At 62.3% G+C, this 16,955-nt stretch carries 14 protein-coding genes and 1 pseudogene; 8 read left to right on the top strand and 7 right to left on the bottom strand.

The genetic code is table 11. From position 1 onward, the window contains the following. Window positions 1-227 precede the first annotated feature (227 nt). Together C6558_RS13850 and C6558_RS13845 are read right to left on the bottom strand one after the other, a co-directional pair. Window positions 228-1,066, bottom strand: a pseudogene (locus C6558_RS13850) (type 1 glutamine amidotransferase domain-containing protein). 41 nt (window positions 1,067-1,107) lie between these two features. Further along, entirely contained in the window at window positions 1,108-1,815 is a 708-nt protein-coding gene (locus C6558_RS13845; RefSeq protein ID WP_025429416.1) for a type 1 glutamine amidotransferase domain-containing protein, read from the bottom strand. A gap of 101 nt (window positions 1,816-1,916) precedes the next feature. Between C6558_RS13845 and C6558_RS13840 the strand changes: the two genes are divergently transcribed. Further along, the gene (locus C6558_RS13840; RefSeq protein ID WP_025429417.1) at window positions 1,917-2,822 is read left to right on the top strand and encodes a LysR family transcriptional regulator; all 906 of its coding nucleotides are present in this window, start codon (window positions 1,917-1,919) and stop codon (window positions 2,820-2,822) included. 153 nt (window positions 2,823-2,975) lie between these two features. Then, entirely contained in the window at window positions 2,976-3,656 is a 681-nt protein-coding gene (locus C6558_RS13835; RefSeq protein WP_025429418.1) for a hypothetical protein, read from the top strand. A 24-nt stretch (window positions 3,657-3,680) separates the two neighbouring features. On the opposite strand, the gene C6558_RS13830 is transcribed toward C6558_RS13835, so the two are convergent. Further along, window positions 3,681-5,750, bottom strand: a complete 2,070-nt coding sequence (locus C6558_RS13830; protein WP_057222786.1) for a prolyl oligopeptidase family protein — start codon at window positions 5,748-5,750, stop codon at window positions 3,681-3,683. A 171-nt stretch (window positions 5,751-5,921) separates the two neighbouring features. After that, the gene (locus C6558_RS13825) at window positions 5,922-6,827 is read right to left on the bottom strand and encodes a LysR family transcriptional regulator (RefSeq protein ID WP_107027408.1); all 906 of its coding nucleotides are present in this window, start codon (window positions 6,825-6,827) and stop codon (window positions 5,922-5,924) included. Between the two features lie 130 nt (window positions 6,828-6,957). Here C6558_RS13825 and C6558_RS13820 point away from each other — a divergent pair, with 130 nt between their 5' ends. Then, on the top strand, window positions 6,958-8,433 hold the full coding sequence (locus tag C6558_RS13820) for an MFS transporter (RefSeq protein WP_025429421.1): 1,476 nt from the start codon (window positions 6,958-6,960) through the stop codon (window positions 8,431-8,433). A 31-nt stretch (window positions 8,434-8,464) separates the two neighbouring features. On the opposite strand, the gene C6558_RS13815 is transcribed toward C6558_RS13820, so the two are convergent. Together C6558_RS13815 and C6558_RS13805 are read right to left on the bottom strand one after the other, a co-directional pair. Next, window positions 8,465-9,163 (bottom strand): hypothetical protein, encoded by a 699-nt coding sequence (locus C6558_RS13815; RefSeq protein ID WP_128090563.1) that lies wholly within the window; start codon window positions 9,161-9,163, stop codon window positions 8,465-8,467. A gap of 114 nt (window positions 9,164-9,277) precedes the next feature. Further along, window positions 9,278-10,072 (bottom strand): hypothetical protein, encoded by a 795-nt coding sequence (locus tag C6558_RS13805; RefSeq protein ID WP_128090562.1) that lies wholly within the window; start codon window positions 10,070-10,072, stop codon window positions 9,278-9,280. A gap of 620 nt (window positions 10,073-10,692) precedes the next feature. Here C6558_RS13805 and C6558_RS13800 point away from each other — a divergent pair. Continuing rightward, window positions 10,693-11,136, top strand: coding sequence for a hypothetical protein (locus tag C6558_RS13800; RefSeq protein WP_057210010.1), 444 nt, complete (start codon window positions 10,693-10,695; stop codon window positions 11,134-11,136). 28 nt (window positions 11,137-11,164) lie between these two features. Here C6558_RS13800 and C6558_RS13795 read toward each other — a convergent pair whose 3' ends face one another. Beyond that, window positions 11,165-11,410, bottom strand: coding sequence for a hypothetical protein (locus C6558_RS13795; protein WP_025429423.1), 246 nt, complete (start codon window positions 11,408-11,410; stop codon window positions 11,165-11,167). A 207-nt stretch (window positions 11,411-11,617) separates the two neighbouring features. Between C6558_RS13795 and C6558_RS13790 the strand changes: the two genes are divergently transcribed. From C6558_RS13790 to C6558_RS13775, 4 genes are all read left to right on the top strand, one after another. Next, complete coding sequence (locus tag C6558_RS13790) at window positions 11,618-11,866, top strand: DUF1127 domain-containing protein (protein ID WP_025429424.1); 249 nt, start codon at window positions 11,618-11,620, stop codon at window positions 11,864-11,866. Between the two features lie 7 nt (window positions 11,867-11,873). After that, window positions 11,874-12,704: a helix-turn-helix transcriptional regulator gene (locus C6558_RS13785; protein WP_107027407.1), complete on the top strand. Its 831-nt coding sequence runs from the start codon at window positions 11,874-11,876 to the stop codon at window positions 12,702-12,704. Between the two features lie 606 nt (window positions 12,705-13,310). Next, on the top strand, window positions 13,311-15,095 hold the full coding sequence (locus C6558_RS13780) for an IucA/IucC family siderophore biosynthesis protein (RefSeq protein ID WP_057222783.1): 1,785 nt from the start codon (window positions 13,311-13,313) through the stop codon (window positions 15,093-15,095). Further along, window positions 15,079-16,839, top strand: coding sequence for an IucA/IucC family siderophore biosynthesis protein (locus tag C6558_RS13775; protein ID WP_107027406.1), 1,761 nt, complete (start codon window positions 15,079-15,081; stop codon window positions 16,837-16,839). Before C6558_RS13780 ends, C6558_RS13775 begins: the two co-directional genes overlap by 17 nt. Window positions 16,840-16,955 lie beyond the last annotated feature (116 nt).

Genomic DNA, 16,955 nt, shown 5'->3' with positions numbered 1-16,955 from the left:
CTCTTTCCTCGCGGTTTCACGCGTTTTCGCAACGCTGACAATAAGACGAGCGAAATCTTCGCGAGCCGACATCGCCTTGCATTTTTTTGTCGCAATCGCACGCGAGCGTCAAACGGTCCTTAATGGGGAGCGGCTTGGGTTGAGGACGCATGGTTCGACGGCACCGAAAAACCTCGCCGTCCCCTAGGGATGGCGAGGTCAACTTTCCGTTCATGACGATGCCGGCGTTATTTCAGCCGTTCGACAAGCATTTCACCAACCTGCAAGGCAGAGGCCGGATTTTGCCCGGTGATCAATTCGCGGTCGACCACCACATTTGCCTGCCAGGGCGCCGCGTTGCTCTCATATTTTCCACCCGCCGCTTCGAGCGCCGTCTGCGGATAGAACTTCATCGCACCGCCATCGAGCAGGCCCCTGGCAAGTTCCTCCTCCAGGTTGCTGATGACGGTCATGCGATAGCCCGAATAGATCCATGCGGGCCGATCGGGCTGTTGCGAGGCTTCGAGCTGGTCCGTAAATGCCTTTGCCTCCGCCAGTGTCGAAAGCAGCGCGATCGGGCCGTGGCAAACCAAAGCCGTGATCTTGCCGTTCTCGTGGAAATAGGCGAGCAGCTGCCCAAGCTGCCTGTCGTGCAGTAGATCCTGCATCGGCGCGTGGCCGCCGGGGATGTACACGGCATCGAAGGTCGCATAGCCGATCTGAGCGACGCGAGCGAGACCGATCACCGGCGATTTTTCCGGCGAGGTGATGGCCAGTTCGTCGAGCAGGCCCTGATAGACTTTCATCTGATCGGCACTGCCGCCGAAATAGGCCGGGTCCACGGATGTCCTGTCGACCGTCGGCACTTGCCCCCCAGGCGTGGCGAAGGTGATCTCGTGGCCGGCCTCCAGCAGTAGCTTCACCGGCTGCATCAATTCATTGAGATAAAGCCAGTCGGGAATAACTTGCCGTCCTTGAGATCGAGATGGTCGGAGCCGGAAAGCACCACAAGAACCTTTGCGGCATTTGCGTCGGCAGTTGCAAAGGTGAGCGCGAGCGCGGCAGCAAGGCCACGCAGCCATTTCATCGGGTTGGTCATGATTGTCACTTTCTAAGTCGGAAGCTGCGTCAGTTTGTCTGGCCGGCAAGCAGCAGATCGCGCATGGCTTCGCCGACGCCATGGGCCGATTGCGGGTTTTGGCCGGTCACCAGCCGTCCATCCACCACGACATTGGACGTCCAGTCGGGAGCGGGTTGGTGGCGGGCGCCGCGCGCCGAAAGCGTGCTTGCCAACAGGAACGGCACGACGTCTTCGAGACCGACGGCGCGCTCCTCATCATCGGTAAAGGCACTGACATTCCGGCCCGCGACCAAATAACGGCCGTCACTGAGCTTTGCGTTCACGAGCGCCGAGGGACCGTGGCAGACGGCTCCGACCACGCCTCCCGCCTCATAGATCTCGCGGATCGCGGCTTGCGCCTCGAGGCTTTCGGGAAAGTCCCACATGGTTCCGTGGCCGCCGGCAAAGAAGATCGCCTGATAGCGGGACGGGACGATATCGGCGATGCGCGTTGTCGCCGCGACAGCAGCGCGAAAGCGCGGATCGGCCCAATAGCGTGCATTGATCTCGTCCTTGAGGTCGAGACCGTCGACCGGCGGCTCACCGCCTGCCACCGAGGCGAACTCTACCGAGATGCCCGCCGCCTCGAGCACGGCAAGCGGGTGCGTGACCTCGCCGAGAAAATACCCGGTCGGCTCACCCGTCTTTCCCTTGGTGGCGTGGCTCGTCAATACGAACAGTACGGGCTTTGTCAGCCCTTGGTCAGAAGCCGGCATCAGATCACCTCTTGGTTTCGCTGGTCTGGCAGGACTTTATTATCCCCACCGGAGGCGATAAATGATCTCAACTTCAATTCATTTGTTCTCCGGAGACAAAGATGCCCCGTCGTTTCGATTACCTCGCCGATGTCGAAGTGTTCGTGGCGGTGGCCGAGCACGGCTCGTTGACGGCCGGCGCCATCGCCCTTGGTACGACACCCTCCGTCGTCAGCCGCGCCATCTCGAGGCTTGAAGCGCGGCTCGGCAGCCAGCTCCTGCGCCGCACCACGAGGCGCATCGGTCTCACCCACGACGGACAGCATTTTCTCGACCAGGCGCGCTCCGCCTTCTCGACCATCGACGACGCCGAGCGCGCGATTCAGGGCGGCAGCGGCCAGATCGCCGGCCGCATCCGCCTCAGCGTGCCGACCACATACGGGCACTTCCGCCTGCCGCCGCAACTCTGCCGGTTCCGCGCGCTCCATCCCAAGGTCGAGGTCGAGCTCAACATTACCAACCGCAACGTCGACCTGGTTGCCGAAGGCTTCGATCTCGCCATCCGCATGGGTCAGTTGCCGGACAGTGGCCTTGTTGCCCGCAAGATCGAGGACGGGGCGATGTGCCTTGTCGCCGCGCCCGACTATGTCGCCCGTCGCGGTACCCCTCAGAGCATCGCCGATCTCGATCGTCACGACTGCGTGCCCTTCGTCATGCCGAGCACCGGTAGGTTCGCGCCCTGGATGTTCCATGACAACGGCCAGGATCTCGACTGGGCGCCCTCATCCGGCGGGCTTCAGGTGAGCGATGACGTGCTCGGCGTGGTGTCGATGGCCGAGCAAGGCGCCGGCATTTGCCAGACCTATGATTTTGTCGTCGAGCGCTCCATCCGGCAGGGGAGACTAATCGAGCTGCTGCCGCAGCTGAACGGGCGAACGCGATCGATCTCGATCGTCTACGCTCCCAATCGCCGGCTTTCCGCCGCGTCCCGCGCACTGATCGACGTCTTGGGCGAACGGCAAAGCTGACGGCGAAAGTGTTCGGGGCGTTGCGCGGTCCAATACAATTTATCCGACCACATCTTCCCAGACACACCCAAAGTCACAAAACTGTCACAAACAAAGGGCCGGATCGCCCGCGTTCAGTTCCGATTTGCCACAACAATGCGAGGACGAGACGCCATGAATGCCAAGGCACAGACGCATTCGCCGCCGGCCGAGGCCGGCAGATGGCATCGATCGGAAGCCGGCACGATCATCGCCGTCATCCTCGTTTCGGTCGCCATTCTCGCGTCCCTTGTGGTCGCCGACCGGGTCTTCGGCATCGACTATTACGACCTCGTGCGCGACCCGAACGCCATCGCCCGCAACCCCGGCTATTTCGGCATCGTCTCGAATATCGGGGTTATCTTCTGGATCGTCGGCGCGGCCGCAGCTCTTCAGGCTTTTGCGGCGACAAGGGCGGCCGAAGGGACCACGCCTCTCAGGCGAACGCTGCTTGCCGGTGGGCTCTTTGCAGCCCTGATGGGTATCGACGATTTCCTCATGCTGCATGAGGCGGTCGCGACCACGGGCATCCCGGAAGAAGTCGTCCTCGTGCCGCACATGCTCGTGCTTTGCGCCCTGTGCTACTGCGCCTACACGGTTCGGGCAGCAACGCCGCGACTGCTGCTCGTCGGCTCGGTCCTGTCGATGGGCCTGTCCTTCGCCGCCGATATGGCCCCGATCCATGTCGGCGGGGCCACCTTCTTCGAGGAGGCTTTCAAGCTGGTCGGCATCCTGTTCCTGAGCGCCTATCTCGTCACCATCAGCCACCAGGCGCTGCAGCATGGCGGGGCGTCGCGGCACCCAGCCATCGGATAGCAGCCTGTATGGGCTGAGCCACGGTCACGTCGTTCCACCGCTCAATGCCTGCTCAAGGAAGATGTACTTCATTGCCGTCTGGGCCGCCTGGATCCGGCGGTCGCCGCGCCCGCCGTGGCCGCCTTCCGTTTCCTCGAAGAACAGCGCGTTGGCATGGCCGGCGGCCTGCAGCCGTGCTGCCATCTTGCGTGCGTGGCCGGGATGCACCCGGTCGTCGGCGGTCGACGTCGTAAGCAGCACCGGTGGATAATCGGCGTCATCAGCGACGTGTTGGTAGGGAGAATAGGTCGCCAGCCAGGCCGCTTCCTCGGGCTTGGACGGATCGCCATATTCGGCCATCCAGGATGCTCCGGGCGGCAATTCCGTATAGCGCAGCATGTCGAGCAACGGCACTTCAATGAGCACCGCACCGAAAAGCTCGGGCCGCTGGGTCAGGGAAACGCCCGTCAGCAAGCCGCCGTTCGACCCACCTTGAATGCCGAGCATGGCAGGGGTCGAAATCCCGCGCCGCACCAGATCTTCGGCAACGGCGGCAAAATCGTCGAACGCGTTCTGCCGCTTGTCCTTAAGTGCTGCCTGATGCCATCGCGGACCGAACTCGCCGCCACCACGGATGTTGGCCTGGACATAGGCGTAGCCCTTTTCAAGCCAGAGCTTGCCGCGTACGCCGGCGTAGCCGGGCAGAAGCGGGACTTCGAAGCCGCCATAGCCGTAGAGCAATGCCGGCACCGGCTTTTGCTGGTCGCGACGCCGAACGACAAAATAGGGAACGAGGGTGCCATCCCTCGAGCGTGCCTCGAACTGCTCCGATATCAGCTCTGACGCATCGAAACGCGCCGGCTGCGCCTTGACTGTCGCCAGCGTCTCGCCGTCATCGTCAGACCAGATGATCGAGCTCGGCGTCAGAAAATCGGTGAAGGAGAACGAGACGCTTGAGCCGAACTGATTGATATGGCTGATGCCGACATTGCCGTTTTCGGGCAGAGCGAGCGGAGTGAGCGACCACCCCCCTTCGCCGCGTTCGGCAAACACCACGCGGCCGCGCACATTGTCCATCAGGCTGATGAACAGGCGGTCGCGCGTGCTGGCGACATGCGCAATCGAAACACGCTCTGCGGGCGGCAGCACCGTTTCGATGGCGCCGAGTTCACCCGTTTCCAGCCAGCGCTTGAAATCGAAGGCGTAGAGCCCGTCCGGCAGACATGCCACGCCACCGGGCGCGGACCAGACGCTGCGCACCGCGAAGACGATCTGGCCTTTCAGAATTGCGATGTCGGCGACGTCGTCCGGCAGCGGTAGCCGCCGTTTTTCTCCCGAAGCCAGCCTGACGAAATGATGGCCGGAATAGAAATCGATCGTCCTTGTCAGCAGCAGGTACTGCGCGTCGCCATCGAATTCGAGCGAGCCGCCGACAGCAAGATCCTCGACCTGCCCTTCGAAGATCGGCACCGCCTCGCTGAGATCCGTGCCCCGCTTCCACAGCTTCACGACGCGCGGATAGCCGGATTGCGTGCGTTCTTCCTCCTCGAAGGCGGCCGCAACGATGACCGTGTTGATGTCGAGCCAGCTGAAATTTGATTTCGAAACGGGTGCACGGAACCCGCCCTCGACAAAGCTGTCGGTTTCGATGTCGAACTCGCGCATCTCGCTGGCGTCGCCGCCATCGGGCGACAGGCTCAGGAGGCAACGGTCGAAATCCGGATAGAGGCGGCGCGCGCCGCTGAACACCCATTTGACGCCTTCCTTTTGCGAAAGCGCGTCGAAGTCGATGATCGTTTGCCAATCCGGCTTTTCGGTCTTGTAGGAAGCCACAGTGGTGCGGCGCCAGAGGCCAAGCACGTTGGCCTTGTCCTGCCAGAAATTGTAGACATGGCCGCGCAGTTCATAGCCGACGGCGATGTTGTCCTCTGCGGTCATCAGCTCCAGCGCCGTTTCGAACCGCGCCTGATAGGAAGGATCGCCTTGCAGCCTCTCTTTCGTCAGCCCGTTCTGGCGATGCACCCAGTCGAGCGCGGGCTTGGATGTCCTATCCTCCAGCCAAAGGAGCGGGTCTTCGGCAGGTGTCGAAAGCTGAGGGGCAACGGACTTGGTCATGAAATCTCCAGCGACAATATCAGCGAGGCAATCGGGACGTGTAGCAGCGGTATATGTTGTCTCATCACCTGGCTTTGCAATGCCAAAGGTCGATTAGCGGCGTGGCCATGTTGGGGAGGCGCGGCTTGCCGATAGGCCACTTTGAAAGTCCTGTGATCCCAACGCAGTTGTTTACCGATCGGCAAGCTGGGCCAGGCAGACCTCGCGAACGCAGGCACGGAGCCAACGGTTCGCCGGATCGGCATCAAGCCGCGGGTGCCAGAGCATTGAGACGGTAACCTCAGGCACCGGAACTGGCAGAGGGAAACTGTGCATGCCGGCGCGCAGGTTTCCCGTATGCCGTTCAGGGACGCTGGCGATAAGGTCCGATCCGCGCGCAAGTGCGAGCGCCGCCGAGAAGCCCCCGACCGTGGTGACGATCTGTCGCTTGAGCCCAAGCTTTTCCAGGGCGTCGTCGATCGGCCCCCTGTCGAGACCACGCCGGGAGACGAGCACATGCCGGCCGCCGGCATAGCCGGCTGCGGTCAGCGGGCCGAGGCTCAAGGGGTGCTCCCGGCGCACGACACCGATGAAGCGATCCCGGAACAGCGCCTGCGTTTGCACTTCGGGGCCGGTCGCAGGCCCGATCACACCGGTTTCCAGATCGACGCTGCCGTCGCGCAACGCGCCGCTTTCCTTGTTCGGCTTTGGCAGAAAGCGCAGGCGGACGCCGGGCGCTTCATCGCCGATGCGCCTGAGAAGGTCCGGACCGAAATTCTCCACGAACCCCTCACTCGTCCTAATCGTGAAGGTGCGCGTGAGCTGGCCGACCTCGAGCATTTCGGCCGGGCGCAGGACCGCTTCGGCTTCATCGACGAGTTGACCGACACGCTCGCGCAGTTCCAGTGCCCGCGGTGTCGGAACGAGGCCGCGCCCGGCGCGCAACAGAATCGGATCGCCCGTCACCGCCCTGAGCCGAGCAAGCGCCCGGCTCATCGCCGAAGGGCTGAGCCGCAGACGCTCGGCGGCGCGCGCGACGCTGCCTTCCGCAAGCAGAACATCGAGGGTGACCAGCAGATTGAGATCGGGTTTCGACATTCGCTTGGTATAGCGCAGTTTGATCGGGATGTGGCGCCTGATGCATGAATAAAGTGCAAATCATGCGCCTTCCGCCATGTCACGCAGACGCCTAGGCTTCTGGCAGCTCCATTTCGGAGATTGCCAACAGATGGAGCTTGTCTTGAAGCGCGATATTGCAGTACCCGCCGAGCCAAATGTCGGAGCCATTGGACGGACGCGTTCGGTCCGATGGGCGCTGGCCAGCCTGTCGCTCTCCATGTTGTTGTCGGCGCTTGGCACCAGCATCGCCAATGTCGGCCTGCCGACGCTGGCCAGCACCTTTGATGCGCCGTTCCAGGACGTGCAATGGGTGGTGCTTGCCTATCTGCTCGCCATCACCGCGTTGATCGTCGGCGTCGGCCGGCTCGGCGACATCGTCGGCCGACGCCGACTGCTGCTCGGTGGCGTCGCATTCTTTACGCTTGCCTCGGGCCTAAGCGGCTTCGCCCCGACGCTCTGGCTGCTGATAACCGCCCGCGCGGCGCAGGGGCTCGGCGCGGCAATCATGATGGCACTGACCATGGCTTTCGTCGCCGAGACGGTGCCGAAGGCACGCACCGGCAGCGCCATGGGGCTGCTCGGAATGATGTCCGCGATCGGCACTGCGCTCGGGCCATCGCTCGGCGGCGCGCTGATCACCGGCTTCGGCTGGCGCGCACTTTTCCTCGTCAATGTGCCGCTCGGTTTCCTCACATATGTGCTTGCGCATCGCCATCTGCCTGCCGACCGCCAAGGGACGACGCCCACCCCTGCCCGCTTCGATGTGCCAGGCACCGTCGTGCTGGCATTGACGCTGGCGGCCTACGCGCTTGCCATGACCATCGGCCGCGGCCAATTCGGCCCGCTCAATATCGTTCTGCTGCTGGCCGTGGCCCTGGGCGTCGCGGCTTTTGCAATGGTCGAAACGAAGGTCGCATCCCCGTTGATACACTTGGCGATGTTTGGCGATCCGGCCTTGAGCACGAGCCTGATCAGCAATGCGCTGGTCTCGACGGTGATGATGACGACTTTGGTTGTCGGTCCCTTCTATCTCACGCGCGCCCTTGGCCTCGATCCGGCAGCGATTGGGCTGGTGATGTCGGTCGGTCCGGTGGTGGCGGCATTGAGCGGCATACCGGCGGGCCGCTTCGTCGACCGGTTCGGCGCGCGACCGGTGATGATGGCCGGACTTGCGGCAATCGCGGCCGGCGCCGCAGCACTCTCCATCCTGCCGGCAACATTCGCCATCCCGGGCTACCTCGCGCCCATCGTCGTCGTCACCGCCGGCTATGCTCTCTTCCAGGCGGCCAACAACACCGCCGTCATGGCGGACGTGCCGCCGGATCGCCGCGGCGTCATCTCGGGCATGCTCAACCTGTCGCGCAACCTGGGGCTCGTCACCGGCGCATCCGTCATGGGCGCCGTCTTCGCCTTGGCATCGGCGGCATCCGACATCGCCACGGCACCAACCGAGGCCGTCGCGTCAGGCATGCGGGTCACCTTCGCTGTCGCGGCGGGCCTCATTCTCCTGGCGGTCGTCATCGCTCTTGCGGGTCGCGTGCTCGTGGCTCGCTTGGCGTTGCCGAACGACGCACGGGAGCGCTGACGGTGGTGAAAGTCCAGCGCCTTGCCGGCTTCTATTCCAGATCCATCGTGGTGAATACCCGGCAATTGTTGGGCGCAGGCGTGCCCCGGCAAATCTGCGCATCGACCAGTTGATCGACCGCGAGCGTGCTCGTCACCAGAAGCGCCTTGAACAGTTGCCAGCGACCGAGATTACCGTCCTCGTTGCGCGGGCCATCGACCAGGACCTGGTATCGCACGCCCATTTCGCCGTAATACGCCGCCAGCTTTTTGGTGCCGGCCTCGCTTGCAGCGACGATCGGAATAGCCTCGATCGCCGTTCCATCTCCGGCGAGCCGTCGCACGCCGGCCGCCAGAACCAGAGTGCATGCCTGCGCGCAGCGTCCACGCGAAACCGCCGCGCCGACATAGTCTGCCCCTCTGTTATCGTTTGCCGTACACCCCTCCTGATCCGGCTGGCATCCGGCAAAAACGGTCCTGCCGACAGCCACACTCAGCCCATTCCTGCGGACGAGGCGGCCGATCGCCATGGCAGCGGCCATGTCACCACCAGGCGATGCAAGGACCAATGGCAGCTTGCGGCCACCGAGCGTCCTTAACGTCGCCTTCAGCAAAGTCGGTGTTTTCGGGCCGATCATGCCCTCGGCGGATATCCATTCCGTGCATGTCGGCTCGCAATCGGCCTGGTTCGAGCGCACGACGACGAACCGCATCTGCTGCTCTGCCGTTTTTGCCGACTGTGGGATCAACATGCTTGAGGTGGCCGCGAGACAAATCAGCAGCGCCGCCCGCCTCAGGCGGGACAACCTCGTGTCGTCAGGCGGACTCCATACAGACATCCTGATCTCCAGCCACGATCCGCGGGTCTAACGCTCAAGGTCCGACATCACGAATACCCGGCAATTGGCGGCCGCCGGCACCGTCCTGCAAGCCTCGACCGACGTCAGCAGTTCGACCCCGCCCAACTTCGTCGTCAGCTTCATCTCCAGCATCGCAACGGGCTCGATCTTGCGAATGTCGGCGGCGGGCGTGATCTTCATCAGATCGATGACGGCACGACCGACACCCATTTCCGCGAGATAGGCCGCCAGCTTGCGCTCGGTCGCCTTGTTCATTTCATAGGTCTTGTAGCCGCCGACATTCCTGCGACTGACGACCGTCTTGCTGGTTATCTTCTTCTTGCCGTTCACGACGCGATACTTCGCCCGATACTGCGTCTCGATCTGGACGTAGGTTGTGGTGATCTGGTGCACGCCCAGGAACGCCCACTCGCCGACAACGCGTCCGGTGCCGCCAGCAAGCATCAGCGGGCAGGCCGAGTTGCAATAGGCTTCGCCAGAATAGGCGATGCCGATATGGCGCGCGCCCTTGCCGTCATTGTCACGGCAATCCTGTTGCTCCGGCTGACAACCGATGAAGCGGGTCTTACCGACCGCCGCTTCAAGTTTTCGCGTTCTGATCATCCGCCCGATCGCAAGCGCAGCATCGACATCTCCGCCGGGCGACGTTACGACGATCGGCAGGCGACGGGTGCCGATGGACTTGAGCAGTTTCTTGAAGAGCGCCGGGGTTTCGTCAACGATCGTGCCCTCGGCCGATATCCACTCCGGGCAGGTCGGCTCGCACCCGGTCTGGCCGCTGCGAACCACGAAAAATTGCATCTCCGCGCCTTCCGGCTGTGATGCGCGAGCCGCTACGGCCGGGGCCATCAGCCCAATCAACAGCCAGACGAAGACCATTGAACGCCAAAACACTTCGCGTGGAAATGCCGTGCCCAGCAATGAAAAGCACCTCCTTCCGACCGTTTGTGCGCCGGAGGTTAAGAGCGGAGGGATCTCACCCGATCCTGCCTTGCATCTCCGTGCTGCGCCGGACTGAACAAATTTCTATGCTGCAAATAGGAGTATCGAAACGAATGGCTCTGCGGGCACGATCGTTGAGATCGTGCGTCATAGAGCGAAATGAGAATGTTGGTTGCGCCAGTCAAGAATGAAATCGAGAATAGCACGCCCCATTAATATAAGGCAATACTCATATAAATGAAATCGCTCGACGTGCGCGATGCGATCAGCCGACACCGTTGCGGCTTGGTGATCACCCAACTCCCGGAATTCTCGACTTCTTCAAAGGATAGGCTGTCAGGAGGCGCGGCATCAATCGTGCTCAAGTCACTGCGGCGAAATGATAATCGTTGGCGCAGCACCGATCAGACGCGCGGGGGGACTAGATACGCCGCCGACGCTTTGACAACATAGGCGCTCAAGGCAGGGTTGGCGATTCGATGACGATATACTTCAAGGCAGCGGTTTCCGATGACGTGGCATTCGGGATGATCGAGCAATGTTTTTCCGATCCGGACGACTATGACGGCTATCTCGACATCTTTGGCGATCACACCGAGCAGACCGTTTCATGGAGCAAGGGCAGGTCGGCAGATGAGTTCAAGGATCAGATAACCGAAGCACTGCGTTCGGCCTGGGAGGCGGCACGTTTCTGGCAGGTTTACGAACGGCGTGAAGGCCGGGACGACGTCGGCACCAATGAAATTCGAAGAGCCGCCATCGACCTGACGCGGGCCTATGGTGGCGTGATTGTGATCACGCTCAGCCTGCTTGGACGACGCAGCAGCGCGAACGATCTCGAACTCGTGTTCCTTTGCTTCCAGGAAGATGCCCAACGCCGCAATTTCCGCGTGCGCTACGACGGAAAATTCGTGTCTGCCTGAAGCCATGGATGCTTAAAGACGACGGGTGTTAGTGACGTTTTCTCGAGAGCAGCTGCGAGGATGCCATCTCTTCGAGAATGTGGAGGTCCTCGTTAAGCGTCGTGCGATGCTTGTGCGACAGGTTGACGAGACAGTCCGCAATTTCGTCGGAAGTCCAACCCGCGGCCTCCGCACGGTCGACCAGTTCCAGGAAGGCACCTTCAACCGCGCTCTCGCAATCCGGCTCCCGATCCGGGTGTCCATGACTGACGAGCGGCACAGCGATTTTAGTCATGACCGATCCTCCGGGGCGAAGAATAGCGCCGCGGCAAGGGCCTGCAAAGCGACCAAGGTCCTATCCTTGCAGCGACCTTGGTATTTCGAGACGCCGGTCGCCAAATGCCAAGGCGAGCCCCCATCGATTGCTAAATAATCTGACAGCGGCGGCGGCCACGACGCGTCATCCTGCCATCATCGGAAACGAATGACAGGAGATGATCCGATGGCGGACACAGCTTCATCCCATGACAACCTGATCTATGTCTCCCCTCGCCTGATCGGCCCACGAGACCGATTTTCGACGGCACTCGAAACACATGGCTTTTCCCGGCGGCTGCTTGCGCGGGTATCCCGCTGGATGGAGACGCAGCGCGGGCGCCTGGATCTGCTTGCGCTTTCCGATCATCAGCTGAAGGATATTGGCCTGTCGCGCGGGGCCGCCTATAACGATTTCTACAAACGCGACGAATAGGACCGCAATGTCCCAGTTTTCGTGCCAGACGCTTCTCGACACCTCGACCGCCTCGCTGCGGGACGTGGTCTGCGATGGCGCGTGTCGCGGGAAAAGCGGCGAGGAATGCTCCCACCGCACAAGCCTCGTCTATCCCTATCGCGGCGTGTTCATGCGGCATGTGGGCAAGGCCGATACGGTGGCTGAATCCAATCAGGTGATCTTCTTCAACCGCAGCGAAGACTATCGCGTCAGTCATCCGATCGAAGGCGGCGATGCATGCCTCGACGTGCAAGTGGACGAAGCCATCCTCTGCGAACTCGCGCCGAAGGAGCAATTGCGGTCGGGGGCGCTTGCCGCGTTCAAAAGACCGCGCCGGCGGATCGATCCACGAGCGCAGGCGCTTGTCGCGCTGTTGCGTTACAGCCTTCGCCGCGGGATTGCCGAAACGCTCGAAGCCGAGACCCTGACGCTGACATTGATCCGGCGTTCGCTCGGCGAGAGGACGTCGCATAGCGCTGCTACGACCTATGGGCGCGAAAAGCTGGTCGATCGGGCCAAGCTGGTTCTTTCGACCGATCTCGCCCGCCGCTGGACATTGGCCGAGGTGGCAACGGAGGTCGGCGTGTCACCTGTTTATCTCACCCAGGTTTTCCAACAGGTCGAAGCCATGCCGCTCTATCGCTATCAGTTGCGGCTGCGGCTTGCGCGAGCGCTGGACCTGCTCGGCTCCTGCCATGACCTGACGGCACTCGGCCTCGACCTCGGCTTTTCCAGCCACAGCCATTTCAGTGCGTCCTTCAAACAGGCCTATGTGCGCACGCCCGCCGAATTCCAGCGCGCCCTGCATCTGCGCTAATACCCAAAATTGCCTGCCGGAGGGCCGTGTCGCCACGCCCCGCCGGGCGATTGCGACGTGCGACCCGGCACCGATCCACCTTGGGGCCGGGCTCGGATTTAACTGGACAAAAATAATCATAAAAAAATTCCGGATCGGTGAAAAAAAATCGGGAGCCGGTCGTCTTTGTATGAAAGCGCCTGCTGAAGCACCGCGCCGAAGCCGAGACGGGTGGAAGATGAGCTCACCGGAATGCCGCAACGGACGTCCGCCGTTCGAGGAAAAACGTGACCGCACAGGTTCGTTTCTTCCTGGAGCGATGGCGACCGATGCATTGACGTTCACGACCTGGCACGCGGCGTCGCCGACACACATCGCTTCCGTCCGCACCAACCGTTCAAACGGACGTCGTCAATCGCGCCCGCCTGGGCCAACCTCATGTGGCGCCCGGCTGTCAGCCCGCCATATCCTGCGCCAATCCCATCCGCCTCCTCGGGCGGCTGGCAGACCGTGCGTGATGCATATCACGCCGACCTGAGCCCGTTCACTACGAAAACTCAATGCGTTGCGCCTCCCACGCGACGCGATTGCGCGACTTTGCATGTCGCGTGCCGAGGATCGACAGACATGAAATCGTCTAGGCAAATCGCAGAAACTGCGACATTTCAAAGCTTCGCCAACTGCTACCTCAGGGAGGTCAATCCCGGCGTGCCGGTCATGCACCGGACCGCCAGCGGATCCTGCGACAGCATCGAATGGTCGCTTCCCCGCCAGCAAATGATCCTGCGCGTCGAGGTCACCTCATCGTCGCTGTGCGGCCCGCTTCACTTCGGCAGGGCCTGGGGGCGCAACGTCTCCGATCCGTCGTGGCGTCCGATCGAGCTGATGTCTGCGCTCCATATGCTGGTCCAGGCCGCCTACCGTCAGGACGACGCCGGTCAGACAGATGCGTTGCGCGGCTTCGAGCTCGAGCTTCTGATCCGGGTGCTCGAAAGCTATCAGCAGACCGCCCTCTACGTCGACAGGGCGCAACCGCGTCAGGAAGACGCCAACGATTTTCTCGAGGCCGAGCAGTCACTTGTCTTCGGGCACTGGCTGCACCCCACGCCGAAGAGCCGGCAGGGCATGACCTATTGGCAGCAGGAAAGCTATGCGCCGGAACTGCGCGGCCAGTTCAAGCTGCATTATTTCGCTGCGAAGGCGGACCACGTCAGTCACGCATCCTCCCGCTCGATACAGGCACCGGATATCATCCGCTCGCTGTCAGGACTTGACGCGGAATGGCTGGGCCTTGCCGGTGACGAATGCCTGCTGCCGATGCACCCGTTGCAGGCGGAAGCCCTGCTTCTCGATCCCGGTATTCAGGCGATGCAGCGGGCCGGCATCCTGCGTCACCTCGGCCCAACCGGTTCTCTCTTCAGCGCAACGTCGTCCGTCCGCACGGTCTATGGTGCTGCTGAAGACTGGATGCTCAAGTTTTCGCTGCCGGTGCGCATCACCAATTCCGTGCGCCTGAACCGAAGGCAGGAGCTGGAGGCCGGTGTCGCCATGGCCAAGCTCGTCGACCGGATCGGCCTGGCTAAACGCGCGGCGAACTTCAGGATCATCCAGGACCCGGCCTATATCACGCTCGATTTGCCGGGTCACAGCGAGAGCGGCTTCGAGGTCATCCTGCGCGAAAACCCCTTCGCGCGCGGCAACGGACAGGGCGTCATAACCGTGGCCGCGCTGACGGCCGACCCGCTTGCGCAAACACCGTCGAGGCTCGAAAAACTCCTGCGCACGCTCGCCGCAAGGGACGGAGAGCCTCTCGCCGACACCTGCATAATCTGGTTCCAACGGTATCTCGAATGCGCCGTAGAACCGCTGATCCGGCTTTACGAAGACTATGGCGTCGCGCTTGAAGCGCATCAGCAAAATAGCCTGCTCGACATCGGCGCCGGTTACCCGTCGGTCAGCTACTACCGCGACAACCAGGGTTTTTATCTCTCCGAACGTTATCGTGGCCTGCTGGCAAGTCTCGTCCCGGAAACCGAGACGATCCCGTCGCTCTATTTTCCCGAAAGCGAGATCCGCGACCGCTTCGCCTATTACCTCATCGTCAATCAGGTGTTCTCGGTCATCAGCCGCATGGGCCACGACGGATTGTGCGACGAAGGCACGCTTCTCAGGATGCTCCGGAACCACCTGGAGCAATGCGCGCTCGGCATGACCGGCGCCGGACGGGATTTCGCCCGGCATGTGCTGGACCTGCCGACGATCGCGTCGAAGGCCAACCTGACCACCCGGCTGTTCAATGTCGACGAACTGCAATCCGACCACGCGCCGGTCCTTTATCGCCCCGTTCCAAACCCTTTGCGGGCACCCGCGGCGCTGACGACCCTGAGGACCAGCCATGCCATTGCCTCTTGATCTCCGGGGACGCCCCGACGACCGGGTGCTTCGCCAGCTTGCCGCCGCCCTTCTGTTCGAAGGCGTCATCCAAGCGCGCCAGAGCGAGGGCGGCGGCGATGGTGCAACGCATTTTCGTTGGACGCTCGGCGGCCGCGACTTTCGGTGCGATGCCATCCTCGGTGCATTCGGGCGAATCCGGCCATTGCCGGGATCGGTGCAGATGCGGGAAAGCGACGGCAGCTGGGGCGAGGCGTCGCTCTCGGTTATGGTTTCGGCCCTGCCCGGCAGCGGCATCACCCGCGGCAAGCTGCTGAACGAGATGAAGCAGACGATCGCCTTTTCCGAGTGGAACGACCGCCATCTTATCGCCCGTCCCCGACGGGAGATGTCCTTCGCCGAGCTCGAAGGTGCAATCGACGAGGGGCATCCCTACCACCCCTGCTATAAGGCCCGCACCGGCTTCTCCCAGGCGGACCATGCCCTCTTCGGCCCGGAGGCCGGCCAGTCGTTTCAGCTCGTCTGGCTGCTCGTCGCGCGCAAGCATCTGCGCCAGGCGCTGCCCGACACAGAAGAGGCATTCTGGCGGACCGAACTTGGCGGGGAAACCTGGGCGCATCTTCAGGGCATGCAACAGCAGCTCGGTGTCTGCACTGAGGATTTCGGGCTCGTGCCGCTGCATCCGTGGCAATGGCGCAACCTGAGCGAAACGCTGCTTGCCGGCTGGATCGCAGACGGCGATGCCCATTGCCTCGGCCCGGCGGGCGACCGCTACACGGCGACCCAGTCGGTACGCTCGTTGCTCAACCAGGACCGACCGCACGCGGCAAGCGTCAAGCTACCGCTCAACATCGTCAACACGTCCTCGCGGCGCATCCTGGAGCCGCATTCGGTCTGCACCGCGCCGGTTATCTCAAGCTGGATCGGCGAGATCGTCGCTTCGGATCCGCTGTTCAGCGAACAATACCCGCTCACCATACTGCAGGAATATGCCGGGATCATCGCCGATGCGGACGAGCCGCTGGCCGGACAAGTGGGCGCGATCTGGCGCCAGAGCGCGCAGGCAATGCTTGAAACCGGAGAAGCCGTCGTTCCCTTCACCGCGTTGATGATGATGGAGACAGACAGGCGGCCCTTTGCCGACGACTGGATCCGGCGCTTCGGCCTGATGCCATGGATCAACCGGTTGCTCGAAGTCGCCGTCCTGCCGGTCTGGCATCTGCTCGTCCATCACGGTATCGCCGTCGAGGCGCATGGCCAGAACATGCTGCTCGTGCACCGCGACGGATGGCCGGTACGGTTGATCCTGCGGGACTTCCACGAAAGCATCGAATTCTCGCAGGGCTTTCTGCGCGAACCGGAAAAGGCGCCCGATTTTCCATCCCTGCATCCGCTCTACCGGGACGCCGAGCTGGACCAGTTCTACTGGACGGACAATCTGGATTCGCTGCGCGAACTGGTGATGGACACTCTGTTCGTCTACAATCTGAGCGAGGTCAGCCATCTTCTCGACCATTGCTACGATCTTCGCGAACCGCTGTTCTGGCAGCGGGTCGAAAGCCTGCTGTCAGCCTATCCGCATAGGCATGCCACGGCGGGCCGGCAGGCGCAGCTCGGCCACGACGGCCCCGAAATTCTCACCGAATCCCTGATGACGAGGAAGCTCTTCGCCCGCAAGCCCGAGTACCACCACGTGGTGCCCAATGCCTTGGCCGCGGACAGGCTTCAACAAAGGAGGTGGCATGAAAGAGGCTGCCCCCGCTGAGAGAACGGATCAGTGAGATGCCAATGATGATCGAGGGACAGTCACGCTTCCGGCCTTTCGGCTTACCTTATTGGGGTTTCGAAGATCTCAACAAGGGAGTTGGAAGCATGACTGCC

Source organism: Ensifer sp. NM-2, from assembly GCF_003024455.1.
Taxonomy (GTDB): Bacteria; Pseudomonadota; Alphaproteobacteria; order Rhizobiales; family Rhizobiaceae; genus Ensifer; species Ensifer canadensis.
Note: the sequence above shows the minus strand (reverse complement) of the source record. Positions and strands in the feature narration are given on the sequence as shown.